The sequence below is a fragment of the Pseudoalteromonas sp. SG43-6 genome (assembly GCF_014164365.1).
Classification (GTDB): Bacteria; Pseudomonadota; Gammaproteobacteria; order Enterobacterales; family Alteromonadaceae; genus Pseudoalteromonas; species Pseudoalteromonas rhizosphaerae.
Genome location: NZ_JACJEZ010000040.1, coordinates 1 through 21175 on the forward strand (window position 1 = coordinate 1; position 21175 = coordinate 21175).

General features: G+C 40.1%; 19 protein-coding genes and 1 pseudogene. 8 read left to right on the top strand and 12 right to left on the bottom strand.

The features are described 5' to 3' along the window. Nucleotides 1-119: 119 nt before the first annotated feature. The 4 genes and pseudogenes from H5201_RS16005 to secF all read left to right on the top strand — a co-directional run. Nucleotides 120-1010 (top strand): annotated as a pseudogene (locus H5201_RS16005) (NAD(P)-dependent alcohol dehydrogenase); the annotation flags it as partial. Between the two features lie 127 nt (nucleotides 1011-1137). Beyond that, entirely contained in the window at nucleotides 1138-1635 is a 498-nt protein-coding gene (locus H5201_RS16010; RefSeq protein ID WP_182718568.1) for a hypothetical protein, read from the top strand. Nucleotides 1636-1742: 107 nt separating this feature from the next. Then, nucleotides 1743-3596, top strand: coding sequence for a protein translocase subunit SecD (gene secD, locus H5201_RS16015; protein ID WP_182740243.1), 1854 nt, complete (start codon nucleotides 1743-1745; stop codon nucleotides 3594-3596). Continuing rightward, entirely contained in the window at nucleotides 3593-4519 is a 927-nt protein-coding gene (gene secF / locus H5201_RS16020; protein WP_149982401.1) for a protein translocase subunit SecF, read from the top strand. Before secD ends, secF begins: the two co-directional genes overlap by 4 nt. A 68-nt stretch (nucleotides 4520-4587) precedes the next feature. Here secF and ttcA read toward each other — a convergent pair whose 3' ends face one another. From ttcA to ccoN, 11 genes are all read right to left on the bottom strand, one after another. Then, nucleotides 4588-5493 carry a tRNA 2-thiocytidine(32) synthetase TtcA gene (gene ttcA, locus H5201_RS16025; RefSeq protein WP_145233494.1) on the bottom strand — a complete coding sequence of 302 codons (906 nt, stop codon included), beginning with the start codon at nucleotides 5491-5493 and terminating at the stop codon, nucleotides 4588-4590. Nucleotides 5494-5567: 74 nt separating this feature from the next. Beyond that, nucleotides 5568-6494 carry a universal stress protein UspE gene (gene uspE / locus H5201_RS16030; protein WP_145233497.1) on the bottom strand — a complete coding sequence of 309 codons (927 nt, stop codon included), beginning with the start codon at nucleotides 6492-6494 and terminating at the stop codon, nucleotides 5568-5570. Between the two features lie 92 nt (nucleotides 6495-6586). Further along, nucleotides 6587-7321, bottom strand: a complete 735-nt coding sequence (locus H5201_RS16035; protein WP_145233499.1) for an FNR family transcription factor — start codon at nucleotides 7319-7321, stop codon at nucleotides 6587-6589. Between the two features lie 41 nt (nucleotides 7322-7362). Beyond that, nucleotides 7363-8034 (bottom strand): sulfite exporter TauE/SafE family protein, encoded by a 672-nt coding sequence (locus tag H5201_RS16040; protein WP_182731415.1) that lies wholly within the window; start codon nucleotides 8032-8034, stop codon nucleotides 7363-7365. Further along, nucleotides 8027-8194: a cbb3-type cytochrome oxidase assembly protein CcoS gene (ccoS, locus tag H5201_RS16045; RefSeq protein ID WP_145233504.1), complete on the bottom strand. Its 168-nt coding sequence runs from the start codon at nucleotides 8192-8194 to the stop codon at nucleotides 8027-8029. The genes H5201_RS16040 and ccoS overlap by 8 nt, the downstream gene beginning before the upstream one ends. Next, entirely contained in the window at nucleotides 8191-10566 is a 2376-nt protein-coding gene (locus H5201_RS16050) for a heavy metal translocating P-type ATPase (protein WP_182718573.1), read from the bottom strand. The genes ccoS and H5201_RS16050 overlap by 4 nt, the downstream gene beginning before the upstream one ends. A gap of 10 nt (nucleotides 10567-10576) precedes the next feature. Next, on the bottom strand, nucleotides 10577-11068 hold the full coding sequence (locus H5201_RS16055) for a FixH family protein (protein ID WP_182785075.1): 492 nt from the start codon (nucleotides 11066-11068) through the stop codon (nucleotides 10577-10579). Between the two features lie 148 nt (nucleotides 11069-11216). Continuing rightward, a complete protein-coding gene (ccoP, locus tag H5201_RS16060) occupies nucleotides 11217-12182 on the bottom strand; it encodes a cytochrome-c oxidase, cbb3-type subunit III (RefSeq protein ID WP_182718575.1) in 966 nt (321 codons plus the stop codon). Further along, complete coding sequence (locus H5201_RS16065; protein ID WP_064667100.1) at nucleotides 12179-12364, bottom strand: cbb3-type cytochrome c oxidase subunit 3; 186 nt, start codon at nucleotides 12362-12364, stop codon at nucleotides 12179-12181. Before H5201_RS16065 ends, ccoP begins: the two co-directional genes overlap by 4 nt. A gap of 6 nt (nucleotides 12365-12370) precedes the next feature. Then, nucleotides 12371-13045, bottom strand: a complete 675-nt coding sequence (gene ccoO / locus H5201_RS16070) for a cytochrome-c oxidase, cbb3-type subunit II (RefSeq protein WP_149982438.1) — start codon at nucleotides 13043-13045, stop codon at nucleotides 12371-12373. 12 nt (nucleotides 13046-13057) lie between these two features. Continuing rightward, nucleotides 13058-14491 carry a cytochrome-c oxidase, cbb3-type subunit I gene (gene ccoN, locus H5201_RS16075; RefSeq protein ID WP_149982386.1) on the bottom strand — a complete coding sequence of 478 codons (1434 nt, stop codon included), beginning with the start codon at nucleotides 14489-14491 and terminating at the stop codon, nucleotides 13058-13060. Between the two features lie 339 nt (nucleotides 14492-14830). Here ccoN and H5201_RS16080 point away from each other — a divergent pair, with 339 nt between their 5' ends. From H5201_RS16080 to H5201_RS16095, 4 genes are all read left to right on the top strand, one after another. Beyond that, nucleotides 14831-15253: a hypothetical protein gene (locus tag H5201_RS16080; RefSeq protein ID WP_259398507.1), complete on the top strand. Its 423-nt coding sequence runs from the start codon at nucleotides 14831-14833 to the stop codon at nucleotides 15251-15253. 827 nt (nucleotides 15254-16080) lie between these two features. Beyond that, complete coding sequence (locus H5201_RS16085; protein WP_182718576.1) at nucleotides 16081-18771, top strand: TonB-dependent receptor; 2691 nt, start codon at nucleotides 16081-16083, stop codon at nucleotides 18769-18771. Between the two features lie 116 nt (nucleotides 18772-18887). Beyond that, nucleotides 18888-20243, top strand: a complete 1356-nt coding sequence (locus H5201_RS16090; RefSeq protein WP_182740239.1) for a hypothetical protein — start codon at nucleotides 18888-18890, stop codon at nucleotides 20241-20243. A gap of 70 nt (nucleotides 20244-20313) precedes the next feature. Further along, nucleotides 20314-20862 carry an HPP family protein gene (locus H5201_RS16095; protein ID WP_182767564.1) on the top strand — a complete coding sequence of 183 codons (549 nt, stop codon included), beginning with the start codon at nucleotides 20314-20316 and terminating at the stop codon, nucleotides 20860-20862. Nucleotides 20863-20911: 49 nt separating this feature from the next. On the opposite strand, the gene H5201_RS16100 is transcribed toward H5201_RS16095, so the two are convergent. Then, a complete protein-coding gene (locus H5201_RS16100) occupies nucleotides 20912-21163 on the bottom strand; it encodes a DUF3862 domain-containing protein (protein ID WP_149982381.1) in 252 nt (83 codons plus the stop codon). Nucleotides 21164-21175 lie beyond the last annotated feature (12 nt).

Genomic DNA, 21175 nt, shown 5'->3' on the forward strand with positions numbered 1-21175 from the left:
AAAAGAAAGGGTTCATCACTTCAACTGCTGGAAAAAGCCGAACGATAAAGCTATTGATAGGAATAAATCAGTTGCCTGAATTTAAGTAAGGCAACTGATCAGAACTTCTGTGAACGAGTACTAGTTACCCAATTATACCAGGACATGAGATTGTCGGTCGTGTCGATGAGGTTGGCAGCAAAGTGACTAAATACAAAGTTGGCGATAATGTAGCAGTTGGTTGTATGGTTGATAGCTGCCTTGAGTGTGACCAATGCCACAAAGGCGAAGAGCAATTTTGTCGCGAAGGTATGGTCGGAACTTATTCAGGAAAAGATCGTATCACTGGTGAATCAACCAAAGGTGGTTACGCCAAACACATTGTAGTGCGCGAAGAGTTTGTTTTAAACGTTCCAGAATCACTTGATCTTGCTAAGTGTGCGCCAATTTTATGCGCGGGTATTACCACGTATTCGCCGCTACGTACTTTTAATGTCGGGCCTGGTAGCCGAGTTGGCGTTATTGGCTTAGGTGGGTTAGGCCATATGGCAATTAAAATCGCAGCGGCAATGGGTGCCCATGTGACAGCTATTAGTCGATCAGATGATAAAAAACAGCAAGCGTTGGAATATGGCGCTGAAGGTTTACTGGTATCTAAAGACGAACAAGCCATGAAAGCATACGCTAATCAGTTTGATGTGATCATTAATACTATTCCAGTTAAGCATGACTTTACCCCTTATATGCCCCTATTAGATATTGATGGTACTCAAGTATTAGTCGGACAAGTGGGTGAGATGGCTGAATCAAACTCGGTGCCATTATTATTGGGGCGTCGCCGCGTGGCTGGCTCTTTGATTGGTGGTATTGCACAAACTCAAGAAATTCTTAATTTCTGTGCGCTGCATAATATTTTACCGGAAGTAGAGATGATCAATATGGCAGATATTAATCAGGCTTTTGAACGCTTAAAAGAAGGTGATTTGTCTCATCGTTATGTCATTGACATGTCCTCACTTGAAGTCGCTTAATTATCGACTGTGATTTTTGGCCGTAAGTAGTTTTACTTGCGGTTTTTTTTGTTCAATTGCAAATTAGCTATTGAAATAGGGCAATTACTCCCCATTTATAATACCAGCTTACTATTTAGATAATAAAATGATCCGTTTTCGCTTAGTCCTTACTGTATTACTGCTGTTTACTGCACTTTTTAGTGTGCAGGCTAATGCTGTGAGCAACGCTGAGACTAATGTGAGCCAGCCTACCGCTTTTTTTCAGTCGGCGATGTTATCTGATTTGAGTGTTTTAGAGGTTAAGGTATTTGATACTTCAGTATCAGATAGCACCCCTTTTACCAAGAAGATACCAATTGCGGCGGCTGATCAACAAACAGAAGGCGCGGGGTTTGAGTCTTTACAGCCACGCTTTTCAGCGAGTAATTCATCGTTATTTCTGTATCAAAGCCAAGTTGAGCCAAGTTATGTGGCAATATTTGAGTTTTTTGTACCTAGCCTTGCGCGCCAACTTTACTTACAACCCCTTGAACCGCCAATAACATTACCTTGGTTTGTAGCCTACGAAGGTAAAAAATCACGGATTAGTGGTTGGAAAGACGCCAACTTACAATACCGTGCAGTACTTACTTACTTCAGTTAACTCTTCCTACTAATTTTTTCGATGTTTTAGTCATTCAACTAAAGCAAATAAATTACTGCGCCTATGAGGCGAGAAACCGATGCTTGCATTGGTTTAAAGGAAGCAATATGTTAAAAAATTCATCAAAAAAACCGCAGCTACAGCGTTTTAAAATAAGCTATATGGCGATGTTTTTGGCGCTGGTATTATTAGCTATCAGTGCCTTACCAAATTTATATCCAGCAAAATCGTGGCTGCATCTGAGTACAACGCAGAGCCAGCCACATTCACAGCAGTTACTAGCGAATACTCCTTCGCAAAAATCTGTTATTGATTTTTTAAATCAACATGGGTTTCTGGTTGAGCAATCAATTCAAGTGGCGCAAAACAGCCTTTCATTAAATGTGTTACTACAAGAGCCAACCAAAAGTGCCGCAGCGCAACAAGCGTTAAAAAGTGAATTTACGCAGTTGAATGCAAAAATAGTCACGCATCAAACAAGTCCCGATTGGTTACAAAGCTTAGGATTAGCACCTATAAAATTAGGTCTTGATCTTAATGGTGGTGTGTTATTTGTATTAGATGTTGATTTAGTGAAAGCGCAACAAGAGCAACTTGATAGTGCGTATGAACAAACTAAAACAATTATTCGTGATGAAAAAGCCAGAGGTGTTCGTGTACAAAAAAATGCCCATGGTTTTGAATTACACGCGTTGCCTGCTGCTAAAAGTGACTTAGCCGCAGTACAGGCGAATGTTCTAAAGCGTTTTGAGCGTTTAATGGCAACTGCGCATTCACAGGGTAATCTAACAACGGTTGCATTTAGTTTTAGTGAACAAGGTAGTAATGCGTTTGATAAAGAAGTAATGAGTCAAACCTTAACCACTTTAAGAGGCCGTATTGAAGAATTAGGCATTACTGAAGCAGTTACCCAGCGCCAAGGTAAACAACGTATTCGTATTGAGTTACCCGGTGTACAAGATCCAAGTGAAGCAAAACGTATTATAGGTGCAACAGCGTCGCTTGATTTTTATCAGCTTAAAGAAATCGGCGGAAAAACCTTTAACCTGCAAAATGGTGGCTCGATCAATTTAGACCCAATTGCTATTTTTTCGGGACAACACATCAATAATGCCCATGCAGGGCGCGATGAATGGGGCAAGCCGCTAGTGCAACTTAGCCTTGATAGCCAAGGTGGCGAGGCGATGTCAGCATTTTCAAAACGTAATATCGGTAAACCAATGGCAACGGTGTATTCTGAATATTATAAAAATGTCAAAGGTGAAGTAGTTAAAAAAAGTGAAGTGATTAATGTTGCCAATATAGCTCAACATTTGAGTAGCCAATTTAGTATTACTAATATGCAAAGTCCACAAGCGGCGCAGGATTTAGCATTGCTATTACGTGCAGGTTCATTAACTGCGCCGGTGACAATCGTACAAGAACAAACCATTGGGCCAAGCTTGGGCGCAGATAACATACATAATGGGCTCGCGGCCTTAATGTTGGGAATGGGTATTACATTAGCCTTTATGGCGCTGTGGTATCGCCGTTTAGGGCTGGTGGCAAATATTGCCTTATTATTGAATTTAACAGCTTTAGTAGGATTAATGTCACTGCTGCCTGGCGTGGTGCTAACTTTACCGGGCATCGCCGGGCTGGTACTGACAATCGGTATGGCTGTTGATACTAATGTTATTATTTTTGAGCGGATCAAAGAAGAGCGCCGTAAAGGCCGAGCACCATATCAAGCGATAGAGCAGGGCTACCAACAAGCATTTGCGACAATTTTTGATGCTAATATTACCACTATGATCACGGCAATTATTTTATATGGTATTGGCTATGGGCCAATCAAAGGCTTTGCAATTACGCTGGCGTTAGGGCTAATAACTAGCGTATTTACCGGGGTGTATGTTTCTAAGGCGTTGAGTCAGACTTTGTATTTAAAATTGGCAAATAAGCGAGGAGCTCGCGCATGAGCAATTCAAATGAAAAAATGAGCACCACAACCCGCTTACGTTTATCGGGGTTGGTTTTATCTATCCTACTAGTGCTGCTCTCTGTAATAGGGGTTGCTACAAAAGGATTGAATTTCGGCCTTGATTTTACTGGTGGCTATTTAACTGAGTTTACCACTGCAGTGCCAATTAGTGAGGCTGAGCTGGCGAAAAAAATTAGTTATTATCACCATGATGACTTTACCTTAAGCGCTCAATCTAGCCAGCACTTTCAGTTAAGAGAGGCAGAGCAAGCCAGTACATCGCCTTGGTTAGCAACGCTTACGCAAGATGAGACATTGGGTGCTGAAGTGTTGTCATCTTCTTACTTAGGCTCACAAGTTGGCGATGAATTATTTGAACAAGGCTGTTTGGCATTATTTGCGGCAATGGTTGCCGTGATGATTTATTTAGCGCTACGGTTTGAGTGGCGTTTAGCGTTGGGATCGGTTGTGGCTTTAATGCATGACGTGGTGGTGGTAGTTGGTTTATTTGCATGGTTACAGCTTGATTTTAACTTAACCGTATTAGCGAGTTTACTGGCAATCATTGGTTATTCATTAAATGATTCAATTATTGTCGGTGACAGGGTACGCGAGCTACTGCGCTTAGATTCCACAACACAACAAGCTAGCGTGAATACGGTGATAAATGAATCAATTAAGAGCACTTTGACCCGTACTTTAATCACCTCAGGCACTACTCTTGCAACAGTGGCGAGTGTGTGGTTATTGGCTGGTGCGCCGTTACAGGGGTTTTCTATCGCACTATTTGTAGGAATTGTTGTGGGAACATTATCGTCAATTTGTATTGCTGCAACGTTACCACAGTTACTTGGTTTAAGGCATGAAAACTATCAAGTTAAGGTCGATGAGCAAAGCCAAGCGTTGATGGATATGCCGTAACTGACTTTATCAACGGAAAACAAAAATGCCGCGATATACGCGGCATTGTTATTCTTTAAGTTAATTTGTTAACTTAAATTAATTGTCACAACATCAGCTGTTTCATCATCGTTAAGTACAGGTTGTTTTGGTATGTCTGGTTTATCAAGCGCAATATCGCCGCCATCAATTACTTCACCGGTTTTTAAGTTGGTGAAATCAAATAACTCATTATCTGCTAGATGCGAAGGCACAACATTTTGCATTGCAGTAAAAATACTCTCAATACGACCAGGGTGCTCAATATCCCACTGTGCAAGCATCGCTTTTGTATGTTTGCGTTGCAGATTTTCTTGTGAGCCACACAGATTACATGGAATGATAGGATATGCTTGGCTGATAGCATATTGTTCAATATCTGTTTCTTTACAGTAGGCTAATGGACGAATTACCATGTGCTCGCCGTTATCGCTCATTAATTTAGCTGGCATGCTTTTCAGTTTGCCACCATAAAACATATTTAAGAATAGGGTTTCGATCATATCGTCGCGATGATGACCTAAGGCGATTTTAGTGGCTCCCATTTCATTTGCGGTACGGTATAAAATGCCGCGACGTAAGCGTGAGCATAGCGAACAGGTTGTTTTACCTTCAGGAATAATATCAGTCACTATACTGTAGGTGTCTTCTTCAACAATTTTGTATTCAATATTCTGAGTGTCTAAATATGCTGGCAATACATGTTCAGGAAAGCCTGGTTGCTTTTGATCAAGGTTAACAACAAACAAATCAAATTTAATAGGTGCAACACGCTGTAAATGCTGCAGCATGTCAAGTAGAGTATAACTGTCTTTTCCACCAGAGAGGCACACCATGATACGGTCGCCTTCTTCAATCATATTGAAGTCCATCACCGCTTGACCGGTTTGACGACGTAAGCGTTTTTGTAACTTAGATAAGCTATGTTGAGCTTTGGCTTGAACAGAATGCGACATTACGCCCCCTTTAGAACTATGGGTAAAATAAAGGGGCGTATTATATGCCTAAAGTTTCAATCAACAAAATTTATTTAATCTTTTGCCAGCGGGCTCACATAGCCGTCGGGTTTTAAGGCTAATACGTCACAATCAAGGCTGTCAATGACATGCTCTGCGGTGTTACCTACTAAGGCTGCACTTAATCCAGTGCGGCCAACCGTACCAATCACCACTAATTCACTATTAAGGCGCTTTGCTACATCAGGGATCACGTCCTCTGGTAAACCTTCTTCTATGACACAGTTTTGCTGGGCGATTTGATGACTAGCTGCTAACTCATGGGTCGATTCTATATGGTGTTTTTTAACCGACTCGTTATAAATACTGGGGTTAAACTCAGGGATTTCAATTGCAATGTTTACCGGTGTCGCAGGATAGGCGTTAACGATACTAAGGCTTGCGTTAGCCAGTTCACATAAAAACTGCGCATCTTGAATAATACGATGGTTTAAATCAAGGTGCTGTTGGTTTTCACTTACAGCGTTAACAGCAGCTAAAATATTACCCTGCGAAGGCCAAGCGTGCTCTTTTACCAATAATACCGGGGCTGGGCATTTACGAATTAAATGCCAATCGGTTGGAGTAAAAATTACTGACTTAAGTGTATCGTGCTGGTGAGTTCCTTTTACAACCAAATCAAACTGTTGATCTATTACCGTATCGATGATCGCTTCATAAGTGCGATTATGCCAAACCACTTGGCTTTTAATATCGACGTCTGGGTAGTGTTGCAAAATTTCATCCAGCCATAACTGACGGTCTTTAACGACGGCATTGCGCATTGCCTCGCGCTCATCGCCAGAGAGCATGGTCGTCATTTCATAGGAAAAATCATAAATGCTCATAAAAGCGGTGATACTGGCACCGGACTTTTTGGCTAATTCGATAGAGCGAGATAAACCATGCTGAGACTCAGCGGTTGGATCAATAATGGCGAGTATTTGTTTGATGGTGTTCATAAGCTGCTCCTTTAACTACTTTATAGCTAGAGTGTAACGTATAACGTGAGTAGTTAAAGTAACAGCTAACAACTTGTTGCGCTAGATCAAGTTTATTTTGGGTGGATTGCTGCAGCTGCGGATAACCCATCACTATCTAGAATAGTGATAAATTTACCTTCCACTTTTATTAAAGCAGCTTTTTGAAAACGACTCAGTAAACGACTAATCGTTTCAACGGTTAAACCAAGGTAATTACCAATTTCACCCCGGGTCATGGTAAAGCGAAACTCTTTACGAGAAAACCCGCGTTCGCCAAAGCGATTTGACAAGTTGTAGATAAAACTAGCTAAGCGCTCTTCGGCTGATTTTTTATTCAGTGACAAAAACATTTCTTGGTCGTAGTTAATTTCACTGCTCATCAGGCGCATAATCTGCTGGCGTAGTTTTGGTAATTTACCCGCTAGATCATCGAGTGTTTCAAATGGAATTTCGCATACCATTGAGGTTTCGAGCGCTTGAGAAAAGCTTTGGTGTGCCATTTTATTTATTGCATCAAAGCCGATTAAATCTCCTGCGAGGTGAAAGCCAGTAATTTGTTCGTCACCTTGCTCTGAAAGGGTGTAGGACTTAAATGAACCAGAACGAACAGCAAAAATAGCGTTCAGTGGCGCTCCTGATTCAAAAAGAAAATCACCTTTATGTAATGGTTTTTTACGCTCAATGATTTCATCAAGTTTATCCATTTCTTGCCCATTGAGGGTAAAAGGTAAGCACAGTTGACTTATGCTGCAGTCATTGCAGCTGATTGTGCAATTATTTTTGGCTTTGTTTTGATATAAATCCATTAGTTCAGTCCATTAAATGTTGTCACATTAATTTATTAAGATTAATGCAGCAGCTTGTCAGTTGCAATGATAAGTAAATAAATCCCGTACCAAATAAGTACACTGCCCAGTGCTATTCGTGCCCATGGGTGATTTAATACTTTATGTAATACTTGTGCGCCCATGCCGATACTTAACATCGCGGGAAACGTACCAAGCGCGAAAAATAGCATGACTAGAGCGCCATCAAGGGCTGTGTTGCTGGTCATCGCCCAGGTTAGCGCTGAATAAACTAAACCACAGGGTAACCAACCCCATAATGCGCCATAAGCCATTGCTTTAGGTAATGAGTTGATTGGCATTATAAAACGATTTAGTTTTACCAAGTGCTGCCACACCAAGGTTTTCCCTAGCGATTCCAGCCATTGTAAGCTTGCGCCTAACCGCATGATATACAAGCCAACCAAAATCATAAACAGGCCACTTAAAAACGCTAAAATTAACGCGAACCAATGACTTTGGGTGGCAAAATGGCTGCTGATCCCAGCAACGAGCGCCCCTGCGAGCATATAACTGCCGGCACGACCGATGTTATACGCAATGGAGTACTGCAATGGTCGGGTTTTATCTGTGGCTAATTGTAAGGAGCTGGCAATACCACCACACATTGCTATGCAATGTCCGCTGCCAATAAGGCCCATGATAAAAGCGCTGACAAATAAGGGGTCAATCATTACTTTTTTTGTGCTGCTCTTTATCATCTTCAAACAAAATGCTATGACCTTGTTTGTTTAAATCTGAAAATTGTTCACCGCGAACGGCCCAAAAAAACACTCCAATCGCGATCAGTACAAATAAAATAGCAATTGGAACTAGAATATAAATTATACTCATAATTTTAATAACCTTAGTGAGTTACTGATCACGATGATGGAACTGGCAGACATCCCAATCACAGCCATCCAAGGTGCAACTAGGCCTAATGCCGCAAGCGGTAAGATTGAACCATTATAGAGCAATGAAAGCGCTAAATTTTGCTTTATTATTCGGCGTGTTTTTTTCGATACCGTCAATAAATGCTCGATAGCGGCTAAATCACTATTGAGTAATACCACATCGGCGGTGTTTTTGGAAATATCAGCGCCGGTTTCCATTGCGATAGATAAATGCGCGCTATTAAACACTGGACTGTCGTTGACACCATCTCCTACCATTGCCACGATTTCACCTTGGCTTGACCACAGCTTCACTTCGCTCTGTTTATCCTCTGGTAGACAGCCTACTTTAAAGCTATCAAGTTTGAGCTTCTTAGCAATTTGTTGCCCTGCATTTGAGGCGTCCCCAGTTAGCATGTGGCAGGTTAAGCCTTGCTGTTGTAAAGAGGTAATTAAGTTTGCAGCATTACTTTTTACTTCATCTACAAAGTAAAAATTAGCAACCGGTTGTTGATCAATGTAGAACGTTGCTTGAGCATTACTTTTTTTACTGTTGAACCAACCACTTTTACCAATTGCATAGTTATGATTGTCATCTTCACCGGTGATGCCACAGCCAGGATGAATTTTAATATTCGTTAAGTCGCGCTGTGTGGGTGTGAACTCATTAAATGCAGTCGCAATAGGGTGTTCGGAGTAACTTTCAAGTTGTGCTGCAAGAGCCAAAATCTGTTTTTTAGATAAAGAATTTGCTAATAAGTCCACAGCATCTAGGCTAAAACGCCCCTGTGTTAACGTGCCTGTTTTATCAAAAGCAACGCGCGTTAATTGTGGTAGTGTTTCTAGCACATGAGACTGCTTAATGAGTATTCCTTTGCGGGTTAAGGTAGCCACCGCGCAGGTTAAGGCGGTTGGAATTGCTAAACTTAGCGCACATGGGCAAGTTGCAACAAGGACCGCAATGGTGATCCAAAAGGCATGTTCAGGGTCAACTTGATACCAGCCGATGGCGGTAAGTGAGGCAAATACCAGCAAGCAGGCAACAAACCACTGTGCCACTTTGTCGGTGATTTCCACCAGTTTAGGACGGGTGGCAAGCGCACTGTGCTGCAATTTAATTATTTGGTTTAAAAGAGTATTTTGACCAATTTTATTGATAAGGATTTCAATTACACCATCATGATTCACGGTACCGGCAAAAACTTGATGATCAATGTACTTACTAACTGGTAAATGCTCACCTGTCATCATTGCTTCATCAACGGTGGTGCTGCCAGAGAAAATAACACCATCTGCAGGAATTGTTTCTCCGGCTTTAATTAAGACTCGGTCACCGAGTTTTAATTTTTTAGCTGCAATAATATGTTCGTGGCCGTTTTCATCCAAAGTACGGGCTGTAAGTGGTAATAACTTTTGTAAGTTAGCAGTAAACTCACTGGCTTTCAGTCGAGCCCTAAACTCTAAATATTTACCTAGCAATAATAAGAAGGTGAACATACAAATTGATTCAAAATACACTTCGCCCACGGCCATCACTGTGGCGTAACTACTTGCGCCATATGCGCCAAAAATAGCAAGGGATACAGGAAGATCCATGTTTAACTGCTTGGCTTTTAAGCCATTAATTGCATTGGTTAAAAAGGGCATAGCACTGTATAAAATAACCGGTGAAGCGAGTATTAAGCTGATCCATCGAAAATACTGTTCAAAGTTTTCTTCCATACCAGAAAACATGCCAAAGTACATGGCGAAAGCAAACATCATCACCTGCATGGTCATTAAGCCTGCTACGCCGAGCCTGCGTATATACGCTTTGGCAACTAGCTGCTTTTGACTTGCTTCAACATCGACTTGAAACGGGTAGGCCTTGTAGCCAATTTCTAATAACGATTTGATAATGTCGCTTAATGGTGTCTGATCTTTATGCCATTGGATCATCGCGCGGTTTGTTGATGTATTTACGTCAACGCGTTTGATTGCGGGTATGTTTAACAGTTGCCTTTCAATCAACCATGCACAGGCAGCGCAAGTGATCCCTTCAACGGTCAATAACACTTCACTGATATCGTTAGTTTGAGAAATAAACTCGTCTTGAATATCTGGGTTATCGTAACTACTAATAAATGCTAATTGCTCAGGAACTAGCTGTTCTACTTTACCAGCGCGCACGGTTCTGAATTTATAATAATCGGTCATGCCTTGAGCAACAATCGTCTCGGCAACGGTTTGACAGCCTATGCAACACATCGGTTGCGCGCTACCGTCTATAACAACAGTAGCGTTAAAACCCGATGGTACACTTTCAAGGCAATGAAAGCAGTTATTAGACATGATGGGGTGACTACTTATATTCAGGACTTATGGCAATACTTTGCTCATTTGGCAAAGTGATGTTTTCTTTTAATTTCCAGCTACCGTCTATCGGCTCAATAAATACAGTATAAGCACCATCAATATATGGTTCGACAATTGCTGTAAATTCACCATTCGCATTTGGGGCTAAATGAGTACTAAAGTCATGAGCCTGAATCGTTCGGTGATAAAACGATAGTTTTAATGAGTGGATATTACTGGTGTCCCCCTTATTGAATTTAAAGCTGACTTTATCAGCTTCGATTAGCAAGTCACCATGTAAATATAACGCTTTAGCTTTCTCGAATTTGCTCAGTTCTAAGTTAATTGCTTTGCCTTTTTTATAGTAATCATCAACCACCATATCAGGACCATTGCCGATCGCAGTTATAAAAAGGGAAATACAACCAATGATGGCAACTAGCGGAAAAAAGATTAAGAACCACGGCCAGAAATTTTTATACCAAGGAGTAGGGGTCATAAATACACTTAATTAGTTTACGATAAGGGCATTTTATAGGATTTAAGTTGAAAAAACTAAAAAAAAGCCTCCAGATGGAGGCTTTTTTGATCTGAATTAATCTATTGAATTAAAACATTAAAATATAAACATTCTATTAACGTTTTAGTTATTTATCTTGCGATAAACTATAAACGTATGCAGTTAATAGATGAATTTTTTCTTCACCTAAAATGTCTTTCCAAGCTGGCATAACACCGGCACGACCGTTGTTAAGTGTTTCTTCAACAGCACGTTGAGAACCACCATATAGCCAGATGTTATCAGTTAAGTTAGGTGCACCAAACGGTAAATTATGTGCAACTGAACCTTTACCATCAGCACCATGACACGCGGCACACATTGCAAACTTAGCTGCACCTGCGGCTGCGTCTTTTTGGTTAACGGTACGACCTGATAAACTTAGTACATGAGCAGTCATTTCTTTAACGCCTTGCTCACCCAATGCAGCACCCCAAGGTGGCATTGCAGCAATACGACCATGTAACAGTGTTTCTTTGATTTTATCTGGCGTGCCACCGTACAACCAATCTTTATCAGTTAGGTTAGGGAAGCCTTGACCACCACGGGCATCAGAACCATGACACTGCGAACAGTTTTGTGCGAATAAACGCTGGCCAATTTCCAGTGCTTTTTCATCAGTAACAAGCGTTTCGATATCTTGCTGAGCATAAGCGGCAAAAATAGGACCAAAACGCTCATCTGCAGCTTCATATTCTTTATCAAGCTTTACAAATTCACCATTCGCTTTGGCTTCTTCAACTGCTTTTTTAGATTCAGCTAAAGAGGTAATACCTTGGTTAGAGCTACTCCATTTAGCAATACCTTCCCAATTACCTAAACCTGGGTATGCTGCTAAGTAGTAAACTGACCATACAAATGTTGCAAAGAACATGTAAGTCCACCACTTAGGTAGCGGATTATTTAGTTCTTCAATACCATCAAATTCGTGCCCGCAGCTTTCACCTTCTTTAACACCAGTGTAGTTTGTTAAATTCCACACTAGTAAGCCAAAAATGATAAATAAGCATGCAAGGGTTAATACAATAACCCATATACTCCAAAAGCTAGTCATTTCTCAGACCCCTTTTCCTCGTTAGAGATTGTATCGTTGTGTTTTTTCTCATCTTCAAAGATGACATTAGCGGCGTCTTTAAAACGAGTTTTACTACGCTTGCTATATGCCCACACAACAATGACAATAAATAGTACTAAAATTACCAGAGTTAAAATGCCTCTGTATGTTCCGTAATCCATAATTAATTACTTCAAGTGCGTGCCAAGTTGTTGCAAATAAGCGATAAGGGCTTGTATTTCTGTCGCACCTTTACCGTCATTCATTGCATCAACTTTAGCAACATCAGCGATTAGTTCTTCATCACTACCATATCCTAAACCAGGGTGAGCTGGGTTTTGTGGATTAATAGCAAATGTATCACGGAAAATTTTAAGCTTTTTCAGAGTAAGGCTAGTGTCAACACGATCCTCTGCTAACCAAGGGAAACCTGGCATGTTTGACTCAGGAACCACAGCACGTGGATTCACTAAGTGAGCATAATGCCAGTCATCCGAGTAACGTTTACCTACGCGTGCTAGGTCAGGACCAGTACGTTTAGAACCCCATTGAAATGGGTGATCCCATACTGATTCACCAGCAACAGAGTAGTGACCGTAACGTTCTACTTCATCACGGAAAGGGCGGATCATTTGTGAGTGACAGTTATAACAACCTTCACGTACATAGATATCGCGGCCTTCCATTTCCAGCGCGTTTAGTGGACGTAAACCATCCACTGGCTTTGTTGTATCGTCTTGGAACATCAGTGGAGTGATCTCTACTAATGCGCCGAAGCTGATAGCAAAAACAGTCAAGATAGCCATAAGGCCGATATTTTTTTCGACTATTTCATGTTTGTTTTGTGAATTTTTATTGCTCATCATCTCACTCCGTTATGCTAATTGTGCTTGCGCATCTAATTTCAACGAATCATTCTTCGCTGAAATTGTACGGTAAACGTTATAAGCCATAACCAGCATGCCTGTGACGATGAATACACCGCCTAAGAAGCGCATAACATAGAAAGGATGTGATGCTTGTAGCGACTGTACAAAGCTGTACATTAATGTACCGTCGGCATTTACTGCACGCCACATTAGACCTTGCATAACACCTGAGATCCACATTGCTACAATGTAAAGTACAACACCCACAGTGTGTAACCAGAAGTGTGTATTAACAAGTTTCACGCTATACATACGACCTTGTGAAAATAACGCAGGGATAAGGTGGTAAATAGCACCGATAGAAATCATTGCAACCCAACCAAGCGCACCAGAGTGAACGTGGCCAACAGTCCAATCAGTGTAATGAGAAAGAGCATTAACTGATTTAATTGCCATCATTGGGCCTTCGAAGGTCGACATACCATAGAAAGACAACGATACAACTAAGAAACGTAGTACTGGATCAGTACGTAGTTTATGCCATGCACCAGATAACGTCATGATACCGTTGATCATACCACCCCAAGATGGAACGAATAAGATGATTGACATCACCATACCTAAACTTTGTGTCCAATCAGGAAGTGCAGTGTAGTGTAAGTGGTGAGGACCAGCCCAGATATACAGTGATATCAATGCCCAAAAGTGAACAACTGATAAACGGTATGAATAAACTGGACGACCAGCTTGTTTAGGCACGAAATAATACATCATACCCAAGAAACCAGCTGTTAATAGGAAACCTACAGCGTTATGACCGTACCACCACTGAACCATAGCATCTACTGCACCGGCGTAGATTGAGTATGACTTAGTCAGTGATACTGGTACTGCCATGCTGTTAACAATATGAAGTACTGCAACAGTAATGATAAAGCCAGCATAGAACCAGTTAGCAACATAGATATGAGACACTTTACGTTTAGCAATGGTGCCCATAAATACAACTGCATAGGTAACCCAGACAATAGCGATTAGAATATCGATTGGCCACTCAAGCTCAGCATATTCTTTTGAACTTGTTATACCTAGAGGTAGAGTGATAACCGCAAGTACGATAACTAACTGCCAGCCCCAAAATGTAAAGGCGGCTAATTTGTCGGAAAGAAGGCGCGTTTGACAAGTACGTTGAACAACATAATAAGATGTTGCAAAAAGTGCACTGGTACCAAATGCGAAAATAACTGCGTTCGTGTGTAACGGACGTAGTCGAGAGTATGTTAACCATGGTGTATCAAAGTTAAGTGCTGGCCAAGCTAATTGGGCAGCAATCAGAACCCCAATACTCATGCCAACGATGCCCCAAATCACTGTCATAATAGCGAATTGGCGTACAACCTTATAGTTGTACTCAGTTTGTGATGCTACTGTTTGGCTCATTTTCTGGCTTCCGCTGCAATAAATGCGTTTAGAAATGAATTACCCACTTTATAAAGTGGGGCCTACTATTATTCTCAAGTATGTTATCAAAAAACCCTCAATGCCTTGACTGCTTCAGAAAACAAACTCGAGAAACCCTTATTTTTGCGGGGAAATGATAAAATTTTTGGCCTAAAAAAGATAGGTCAATTGCATAAAATTATGACATCAATCAATTTTTCACATGCAGTTGGCTATTTTTTGACACACTTTTGTACATTTGTGTAAGAATTTTGTTCAGTGGTTGTATTTTAACAGTACGCTGATTAGTATCGGCCTTTAATTTATCTAAGGAATACTATGCCAATTAAGCTTTTAGTTGTGTTTTTAAGCGCATTGCATATGTTAATGGCGTGTGGCCCACAACCGCTAAGTATAGAAGCGCAAACCCAAGATGCAAGTTGTCGGCCAAATCAGTTATGCGAGTATGATAATCAGGTGAAAATTTGGTTGAGTGAGCAACAAATAACACCAGAGACGCCTTTTGAAATACATTTATCGTTACCAAGCACATTGTTAGTTCACAGTGCTAAGCTTGAAGGTATCACTATGTATATGGGATATATTCCAGTGTTGTTTGAGCCGCGTAATGATATTTTAGTCGCGCAAGGTATGGTTGGCATTTGTTCCGAGCGTAATATGACCTGGAAGTTGACACTCGAAGTTAAAAATCCACAGGGCCAATTTAAGCAGATATTTTATTACTTTGATGCGATTTATTGATATCAGTTTAATTCATATTAAATCGGATTGTTGGTTAAGAAGTTTGCTACCCGAAGCTTAGAGTATAGAGTTACGAACGTTCGTTATCAATTATTCTACCCATCCATACACGCAATTTTTGGTACCTTCATTAGCTAAGTATTAGCTGACTTCATGCATTAATAATGCACTGGACCCATTTTTTAATTGAACCTTTAACTTTAACTCATCAAAACACTTCAAAGCAATATTTACTGAAATAATACGCTAAACATTAAGTTGAGTATCTATTTGTAAATCAGAGTTTTCAGTTTAAGTCTCGCCTCGTTTTTATATTTTCAGTTAAATTTATAGAGTGCGCATAAAACCACCTTATTTTGACATTAAGCTGCAATGAACAAAGCTAAAAACCACTACATTGCTATCAAAAAAGTTGCATAGAGCTTAAATACGCAAAATTATTGCATAACTATGGTTAGCAGTTGTTGGTCAGTTTTGCAGTTTTAATAAAATGATGTGATTAACTTGTGAAATTTTCTGATTTAGGTATTTTTTATACGTTAATTACATATAATTACAAAATCCATTAGTTTGATTTCATACATGTTTAAAATGTTTTTGTTTGTCCTTAAGTTTATGAACTTAAAGTGTATTAACTAGTTAACAATGAAACATTCATTAACCAACGTACCTGTTGCAGGTTTATCAATAATCGCAAAGATAATTATTGACCACTCATTCAGATTTCATTCAGTTAAATCCGCCTAAGTTGCCATCGCTGACTCGATATTCTCAAATAAAACGAGCGCTACCTGAGCAAGGTATTTCTCCAACAAGTAGGGTTTCACATGAAAAAATCTATGATTGGCTTAGCTGTTGTCACAGCTATTCCTATGTTTTCAACAATGCAAGTAGCAGCAGCTGAAAATGCGGCGCAAACTATCGAAAAAATTCAAGTAACGGGTTCTCGCATTAAGCGTTCAGATATGGAAACCGCTAGCCCAGTTACATTAATTGGCGCCGATGATATTAAAGCAATGGGTGCAACAAGCATCGATAGCGTATTACAAAAGATGACCGCTACAGGCGGCGCAATGACAAACCCTGGTGTTAATAATGGATCTGGCGGTAACGCATCGATTAACCTTCGCGGTTTAGGTTCTCAACGTACTTTAGTGCTTGTAAACGGTCGTCGTATGATCAACTCAGGGACTGGTGCAGCGTCTACCGTTGATTTAAACACTATTCCAGTATCAATGATCAAGCAAATTGAAGTACTTAAAGATGGTGCTTCTGCTGTTTATGGTACTGATGCTGTGGCAGGTGTTGTAAACATCATCCTTAAAAATGACTTTGAAGGTTTAGACTTAAATGTAAACACTGCAATGACTTCAAAGCATGATGCAACTGAAAATTCAATTGATTTTACAGTTGGTACTTCTTTTGATAAAGGTAACATTGTTTTTGGTGCTCAGTACACTAATCGTGGCCAAGCAAGCCAAAGTGATCGTGACTTCTCAAGCTGCCCACTACTAGAAGGCGCAAATGGCCTATATTGTGGTGGTTCTTCATTCAGCGAAGGTGGACACATTCAAAGTAATGTGACGGCTGATATCTTAAATAAAGATGGTGAATTAGAGAAGACGGGTGTTGCTGACGACAGTGGTTTAAGTGGACTAGGCGGTACTTTACATCGCTACACAACAGCAGCTGATGCATACAACTACTCAAAAAGTAGCTATTTATATACACCAATGAATCGTTTAAATATTACGGGTCTTGGTACATATGAACTTACCGACGATACAAATTTCTTCAGTGAATTCACTTATACTAAACGTTGGTCAGAGCAGCAGTTAGCTCCACAACCAATTAACTTTGCATTTAACTACGATCCAAGCACTATGGGCAATAGCTTATTAGGCCAAACGTATGATAAACGTCAAGTTGTTAATAATGCGTTTGTAGAAGATGCAAATGGTGATTATGTTACAACGCCAACCAACTACGCTGCAGGTGACCCAATTAGCTACCGTCGTCGTATGAGCGAAAGTGGTACTCGTAACTACACCCAAACTGTAGATACTGTGCGCATAGTTGTTGGTGCTGAAGGTGTAATTAATGATTACTCTTGGGATCTTTCTGCAAATTTTGGTCGTAACGATTCAGTAAGTAAAACCAGCAATCTTCACAATGTTTCGGCGTTAAAAGCGGCCGTAGATGCTGGCACATTTAATCCTTTAAATGAAGCTGATTGGGCTCAAGCAAATGTAAATCCTTATATTTACAAAGAACAAGAATCAGGTGGCAGCCAGTTATTTATCGTTGCTGGTTCACTGTCTGGTGAGATGTTTGAACTACCTGCAGGTTATGCTGCATTTGCTGCTGGCGTAGAGCATCGTCAAGAAAAAGCATGGCAAGATCCTGACTCAATTGCTGCACAAGGTCTAGGTAATGATCCTCGTATCGATCCAACAAGTGGCGGCTTTGATGTTGATGAAGCTTATGTCGAATTTGCAATTCCATTATTAGCAGATGCACCTTTAGCGCAAAGTGTTGAATTAAGTGCGGCAATTCGTGCTTTTGATTACAGCACCTTTGGTTCAGATAATACTTGGAAGTTAGGTTTAACTTGGAGAGCAACAGACGAGCTAATGATGCGTGCTGTGCGTTCAACAGCTTTCCGTGCACCTACTGTTGATGAATTGTATTCTGGTAAAGCAATATCTTATGATGGTGTAACTTACCCTGGCGCAGACGATCAAGCTGAAGTTACTGTTGGTGGTAATACAGCTTTAACTCCAGAAGAAGCTGATACATTAACATTCGGTATTGTGTATGAGCCTGAGTGGATTAGCGGCTTTTCAATGACAGTAGATTACTACGATATTGAAATTGAAAATGCGATCAGTACTTACACTAGTCAATTCGTTGTTGATCAATGTATTAATCCTAGCGGCACAGGTACTACACTGTGTGAAAATACCGGTGCATTTATACGTCCAGATGGTCGTATAGTATTTAATAACCAGTTACGTAATATCGGTTCTGAAAAAACATCAGGTATTGATTTAAACTTAGCGTATTCATTTGATGCATTAGGTGTAGCTTGGAAAGCAGGCTTAGATACAACATATTTAGACGAGTATGTAGTAGACACTGGTGCTGTGATTGATTACCAAGGCTACGTTACAAATGGTAGCGGTGGTTTTGCAGATCTTAAGTCAAACTTCCACCTTACAGCAAGCAGTGATAGCTGGGATGCAACGTATGAAGCCCGTTATATTGCCGGAATGGATAGCTTTACATGTCGTAATGAACCGGGTAAATGTATTGCACCAACGACTCCATCTATTGTATACCACGATATAAGTGGCTCATATATGATAAATGATATCGTGAGTGTTTCAGCTGGTGTAAATAACTTATTTGATAAACAACCACCTTATTACTCAGGTAACTACGATTCAAATACTGATCCGTTCACATATGATGTATTAGGTCGTCGTTTCTTTGCTGGTGTGAATGTTAAACTTTAATCAGTAAGTAACTTTGATTTTATCTAAGGCCTAGTTTTTACTAGGCCTTTTTTTATTGAACAAATGAAAGTGTGGCAGTAAACTAGAGGCATCTTTTTACTTATTAGGAGAGCTGATTGCTAAAACAGGATGAAAACTTATCCTTTATAATTGAACCTGAATTGAGCCCGCGCTCTGAACAGCGCATTGATATGTATTTTTCTATTCCGAATGAAATGGGCATCAATCCGCAAACGTTAACAGAAGAATCGTATTTTAATAACCACTTCAAATCGTATTTAGCGTATAACGCCAATAATATCCATTTACCTTTAGTGCGCAGTCGCTTTGTTAGTAAAAATAAAGGTGAACAACAAGACTATCGGCAAAACCTCAATTTGTATTGTTATCAAGTCCGCCTAGCGATTGATACCGATATCAAAGATACCTTGAAGATTGAAGAAGTTGATGAGTTTTATCAGCGCGCTATTGAATTATGTGAACAAAGTCAAAGCTTACTTAAAAAACTAAGGCGTTACACACCAGATGATGAAAAACTGATCTCGTTTTATACCAATGCAGATAACTATCTGAGTTGGCATATTGAGCAGTCGTTTTTAAAATTACTTGACGAAGGGCCTCGTAGCAGTGATTTCGCGAAAGAGCGTAATGATCTGATGAATTTTTGTAAAGCCGAGCAAGATTATCGACATGAGCTGCAATATAACTCGGAATCAACCCTTCAGGATGCAAACCGGATCACCAATAAGATGCGTCTTTTACAGCGTTTGATTGAGCATGGTGTGGTGTTAAATCGTAATACTCGTTACCTTAATAGTTATTTAAAACGATTGGTTAAAGGAACCGTTACAGCGATTATAATGGCGCTTGTTATGGTTGTGGTTCTGAATGCGCGGATCTCATTTACCGAAGTGACTGCGACATTAGTGATCATTTTGGGCGCTATTTACGGGATGCGAGAAATTTTTAAAGAAGACATAACACGAGTTATTTGGCGAGCCATTGTGAAAGGGCGGCCAAAATGGCGGTTTCAATTTCGAAATAGTGTAACCAAAGATAAAATAGCTACACAATACATCTGGCTTGAATATACACGCTTTAAACATATTCCAGAGGATGTACGAAAAATATTTTCAAAACGACGTCAACAAAATAAACAAGCAGCGCAATGGCTGCACTTTGCCAGTGAAATTCGGGTTAATGCAAAAGAGTTTTTACCTGGTTATGATAGCTTGCAACAGACCTTGCAGTTTAGTTTAGCGGCGTTTGCGCGGAACTTAAAAAAAGGCGAAGGTAAACTGTATCATCTTGATAGTAATAAAATATCAAAACAAAGTGTGGAGCGCCGCTATCAACTAAATGTAGTGCTTTCATATCAAAATGACGAAGAGATAAAGTATCAGCGTTATAAAATCACTTTAAATAGAAGTAAAATTGTTAGTATTGAGCTTATTTATAGCGAAATGGAATAAAAGTTGTCGTCGATTTTCTTATCTATCAGGTATTATCTCCCTCATTTTACACAGCTTGAGGGGAAGTGATATGCGCTTTCTGATTTCCAGGATGGCCGCAACCAGTCAATGTCCACCACGTAAACCAATGAGTAAAATTATGTGGTCTTTACTTGGGTCATTTTTGGGCATTTATTTGGTTGCTATAATTGGTAAAAGTTTACAGTTTGATCCGTTAACTAATTTATTTTTAATTGGTTCTTTAGGTGCAACTGCAGTGCTTGTTTACGGTGCGCCATTAGCGGAGTTTTCTCAGCCGCGCAATCTTATTGGCGGTCATGCTCTCAGCGCGTTGGTAGGTGTGACTGTGGCAAAACTGCTAACTGCTGATTTAATGTTGGCAAGTGCTTTGGCTGTATCATTATCAGTTGCAGTTATGCACTTAACACGTACTTTGCATCCTCCCGGTGGCGCTACTGCATTGATTGCGGTTATTGGTGGTAATGGTATACAACAGCTTGGTTATTACTATGTGCTTAGCCCTGTGTTGTTTGGTACGACAATTATTCTGTTAGTTGGGTTGCTAGTTAATAATTTATCACGCAATCCTAAACGTCATTATCCTGTTTATTGGTGGTAATAACATTAAGTCAGTAGGTAGTAAGTTTGTTACTACCTACTGCAATGGTTTATTTTTCTAAACCAGTTTTACTGTACAAAGATACTTTGTTTGACACTAAGGTTATTTCAATGTTTTTACTGTCATCGCCCCATGTACAATTTGTGTGTAGGGTTTTTTCAACACAATTATCAGCACTGCCTAAAATAGCTTCTACTGCAGTTTTATCCATGCCAATTTCGATTTTTTCGTAGTTCTCTAAGCTTACTTTTGAGCAAGCTGCTAGGCTTAATGCTGCAGCAATAATTAAAAGCTTTTTCATTCGGTCATCTTC

Excerpts from the sequence above, each read along its gene's own strand:
- H5201_RS16095 (WP_182767564.1), top strand. The coding sequence starts at position 20,314 with ATGCGCTTTCTGATTTCCAGGATGGCCGCAACCAGTCAATGTCCACCA.
- ccoP (WP_182718575.1), bottom strand. The coding sequence starts at position 12,182 with ATGACTAGCTTTTGGAGTATATGGGTTATTGTATTAACCCTTGCATGC.
- H5201_RS16010 (WP_182718568.1), top strand. The coding sequence starts at position 1,138 with ATGATCCGTTTTCGCTTAGTCCTTACTGTATTACTGCTGTTTACTGCA.
- H5201_RS16050 (WP_182718573.1), bottom strand. The coding sequence starts at position 10,566 with ATGTCTAATAACTGCTTTCATTGCCTTGAAAGTGTACCATCGGGTTTT.
- secF (WP_149982401.1), top strand. The coding sequence starts at position 3,593 with ATGAGCAATTCAAATGAAAAAATGAGCACCACAACCCGCTTACGTTTA.
- H5201_RS16055 (WP_182785075.1), bottom strand. The coding sequence starts at position 11,068 with ATGACCCCTACTCCTTGGTATAAAAATTTCTGGCCGTGGTTCTTAATC.
- H5201_RS16100 (WP_149982381.1), bottom strand. The coding sequence starts at position 21,163 with ATGAAAAAGCTTTTAATTATTGCTGCAGCATTAAGCCTAGCAGCTTGC.
- H5201_RS16035 (WP_145233499.1), bottom strand. The coding sequence starts at position 7,321 with ATGGATTTATATCAAAACAAAGCCAAAAATAATTGCACAATCAGCTGC.
- H5201_RS16080 (WP_259398507.1), top strand. The coding sequence starts at position 14,831 with ATGCCAATTAAGCTTTTAGTTGTGTTTTTAAGCGCATTGCATATGTTA.
- H5201_RS16040 (WP_182731415.1), bottom strand. The coding sequence starts at position 8,034 with ATGATTGACCCCTTATTTGTCAGCGCTTTTATCATGGGCCTTATTGGC.
- ccoS (WP_145233504.1), bottom strand. The coding sequence starts at position 8,194 with ATGAGTATAATTTATATTCTAGTTCCAATTGCTATTTTATTTGTACTG.
- uspE (WP_145233497.1), bottom strand. The coding sequence starts at position 6,494 with ATGAACACCATCAAACAAATACTCGCCATTATTGATCCAACCGCTGAG.
- ccoO (WP_149982438.1), bottom strand. The coding sequence starts at position 13,045 with ATGAGCAATAAAAATTCACAAAACAAACATGAAATAGTCGAAAAAAAT.
- secD (WP_182740243.1), top strand. The coding sequence starts at position 1,743 with ATGTTAAAAAATTCATCAAAAAAACCGCAGCTACAGCGTTTTAAAATA.
- H5201_RS16065 (WP_064667100.1), bottom strand. The coding sequence starts at position 12,364 with ATGGATTACGGAACATACAGAGGCATTTTAACTCTGGTAATTTTAGTA.
- ttcA (WP_145233494.1), bottom strand. The coding sequence starts at position 5,493 with ATGTCGCATTCTGTTCAAGCCAAAGCTCAACATAGCTTATCTAAGTTA.
- H5201_RS16085 (WP_182718576.1), top strand. The coding sequence starts at position 16,081 with ATGAAAAAATCTATGATTGGCTTAGCTGTTGTCACAGCTATTCCTATG.
- ccoN (WP_149982386.1), bottom strand. The coding sequence starts at position 14,491 with ATGAGCCAAACAGTAGCATCACAAACTGAGTACAACTATAAGGTTGTA.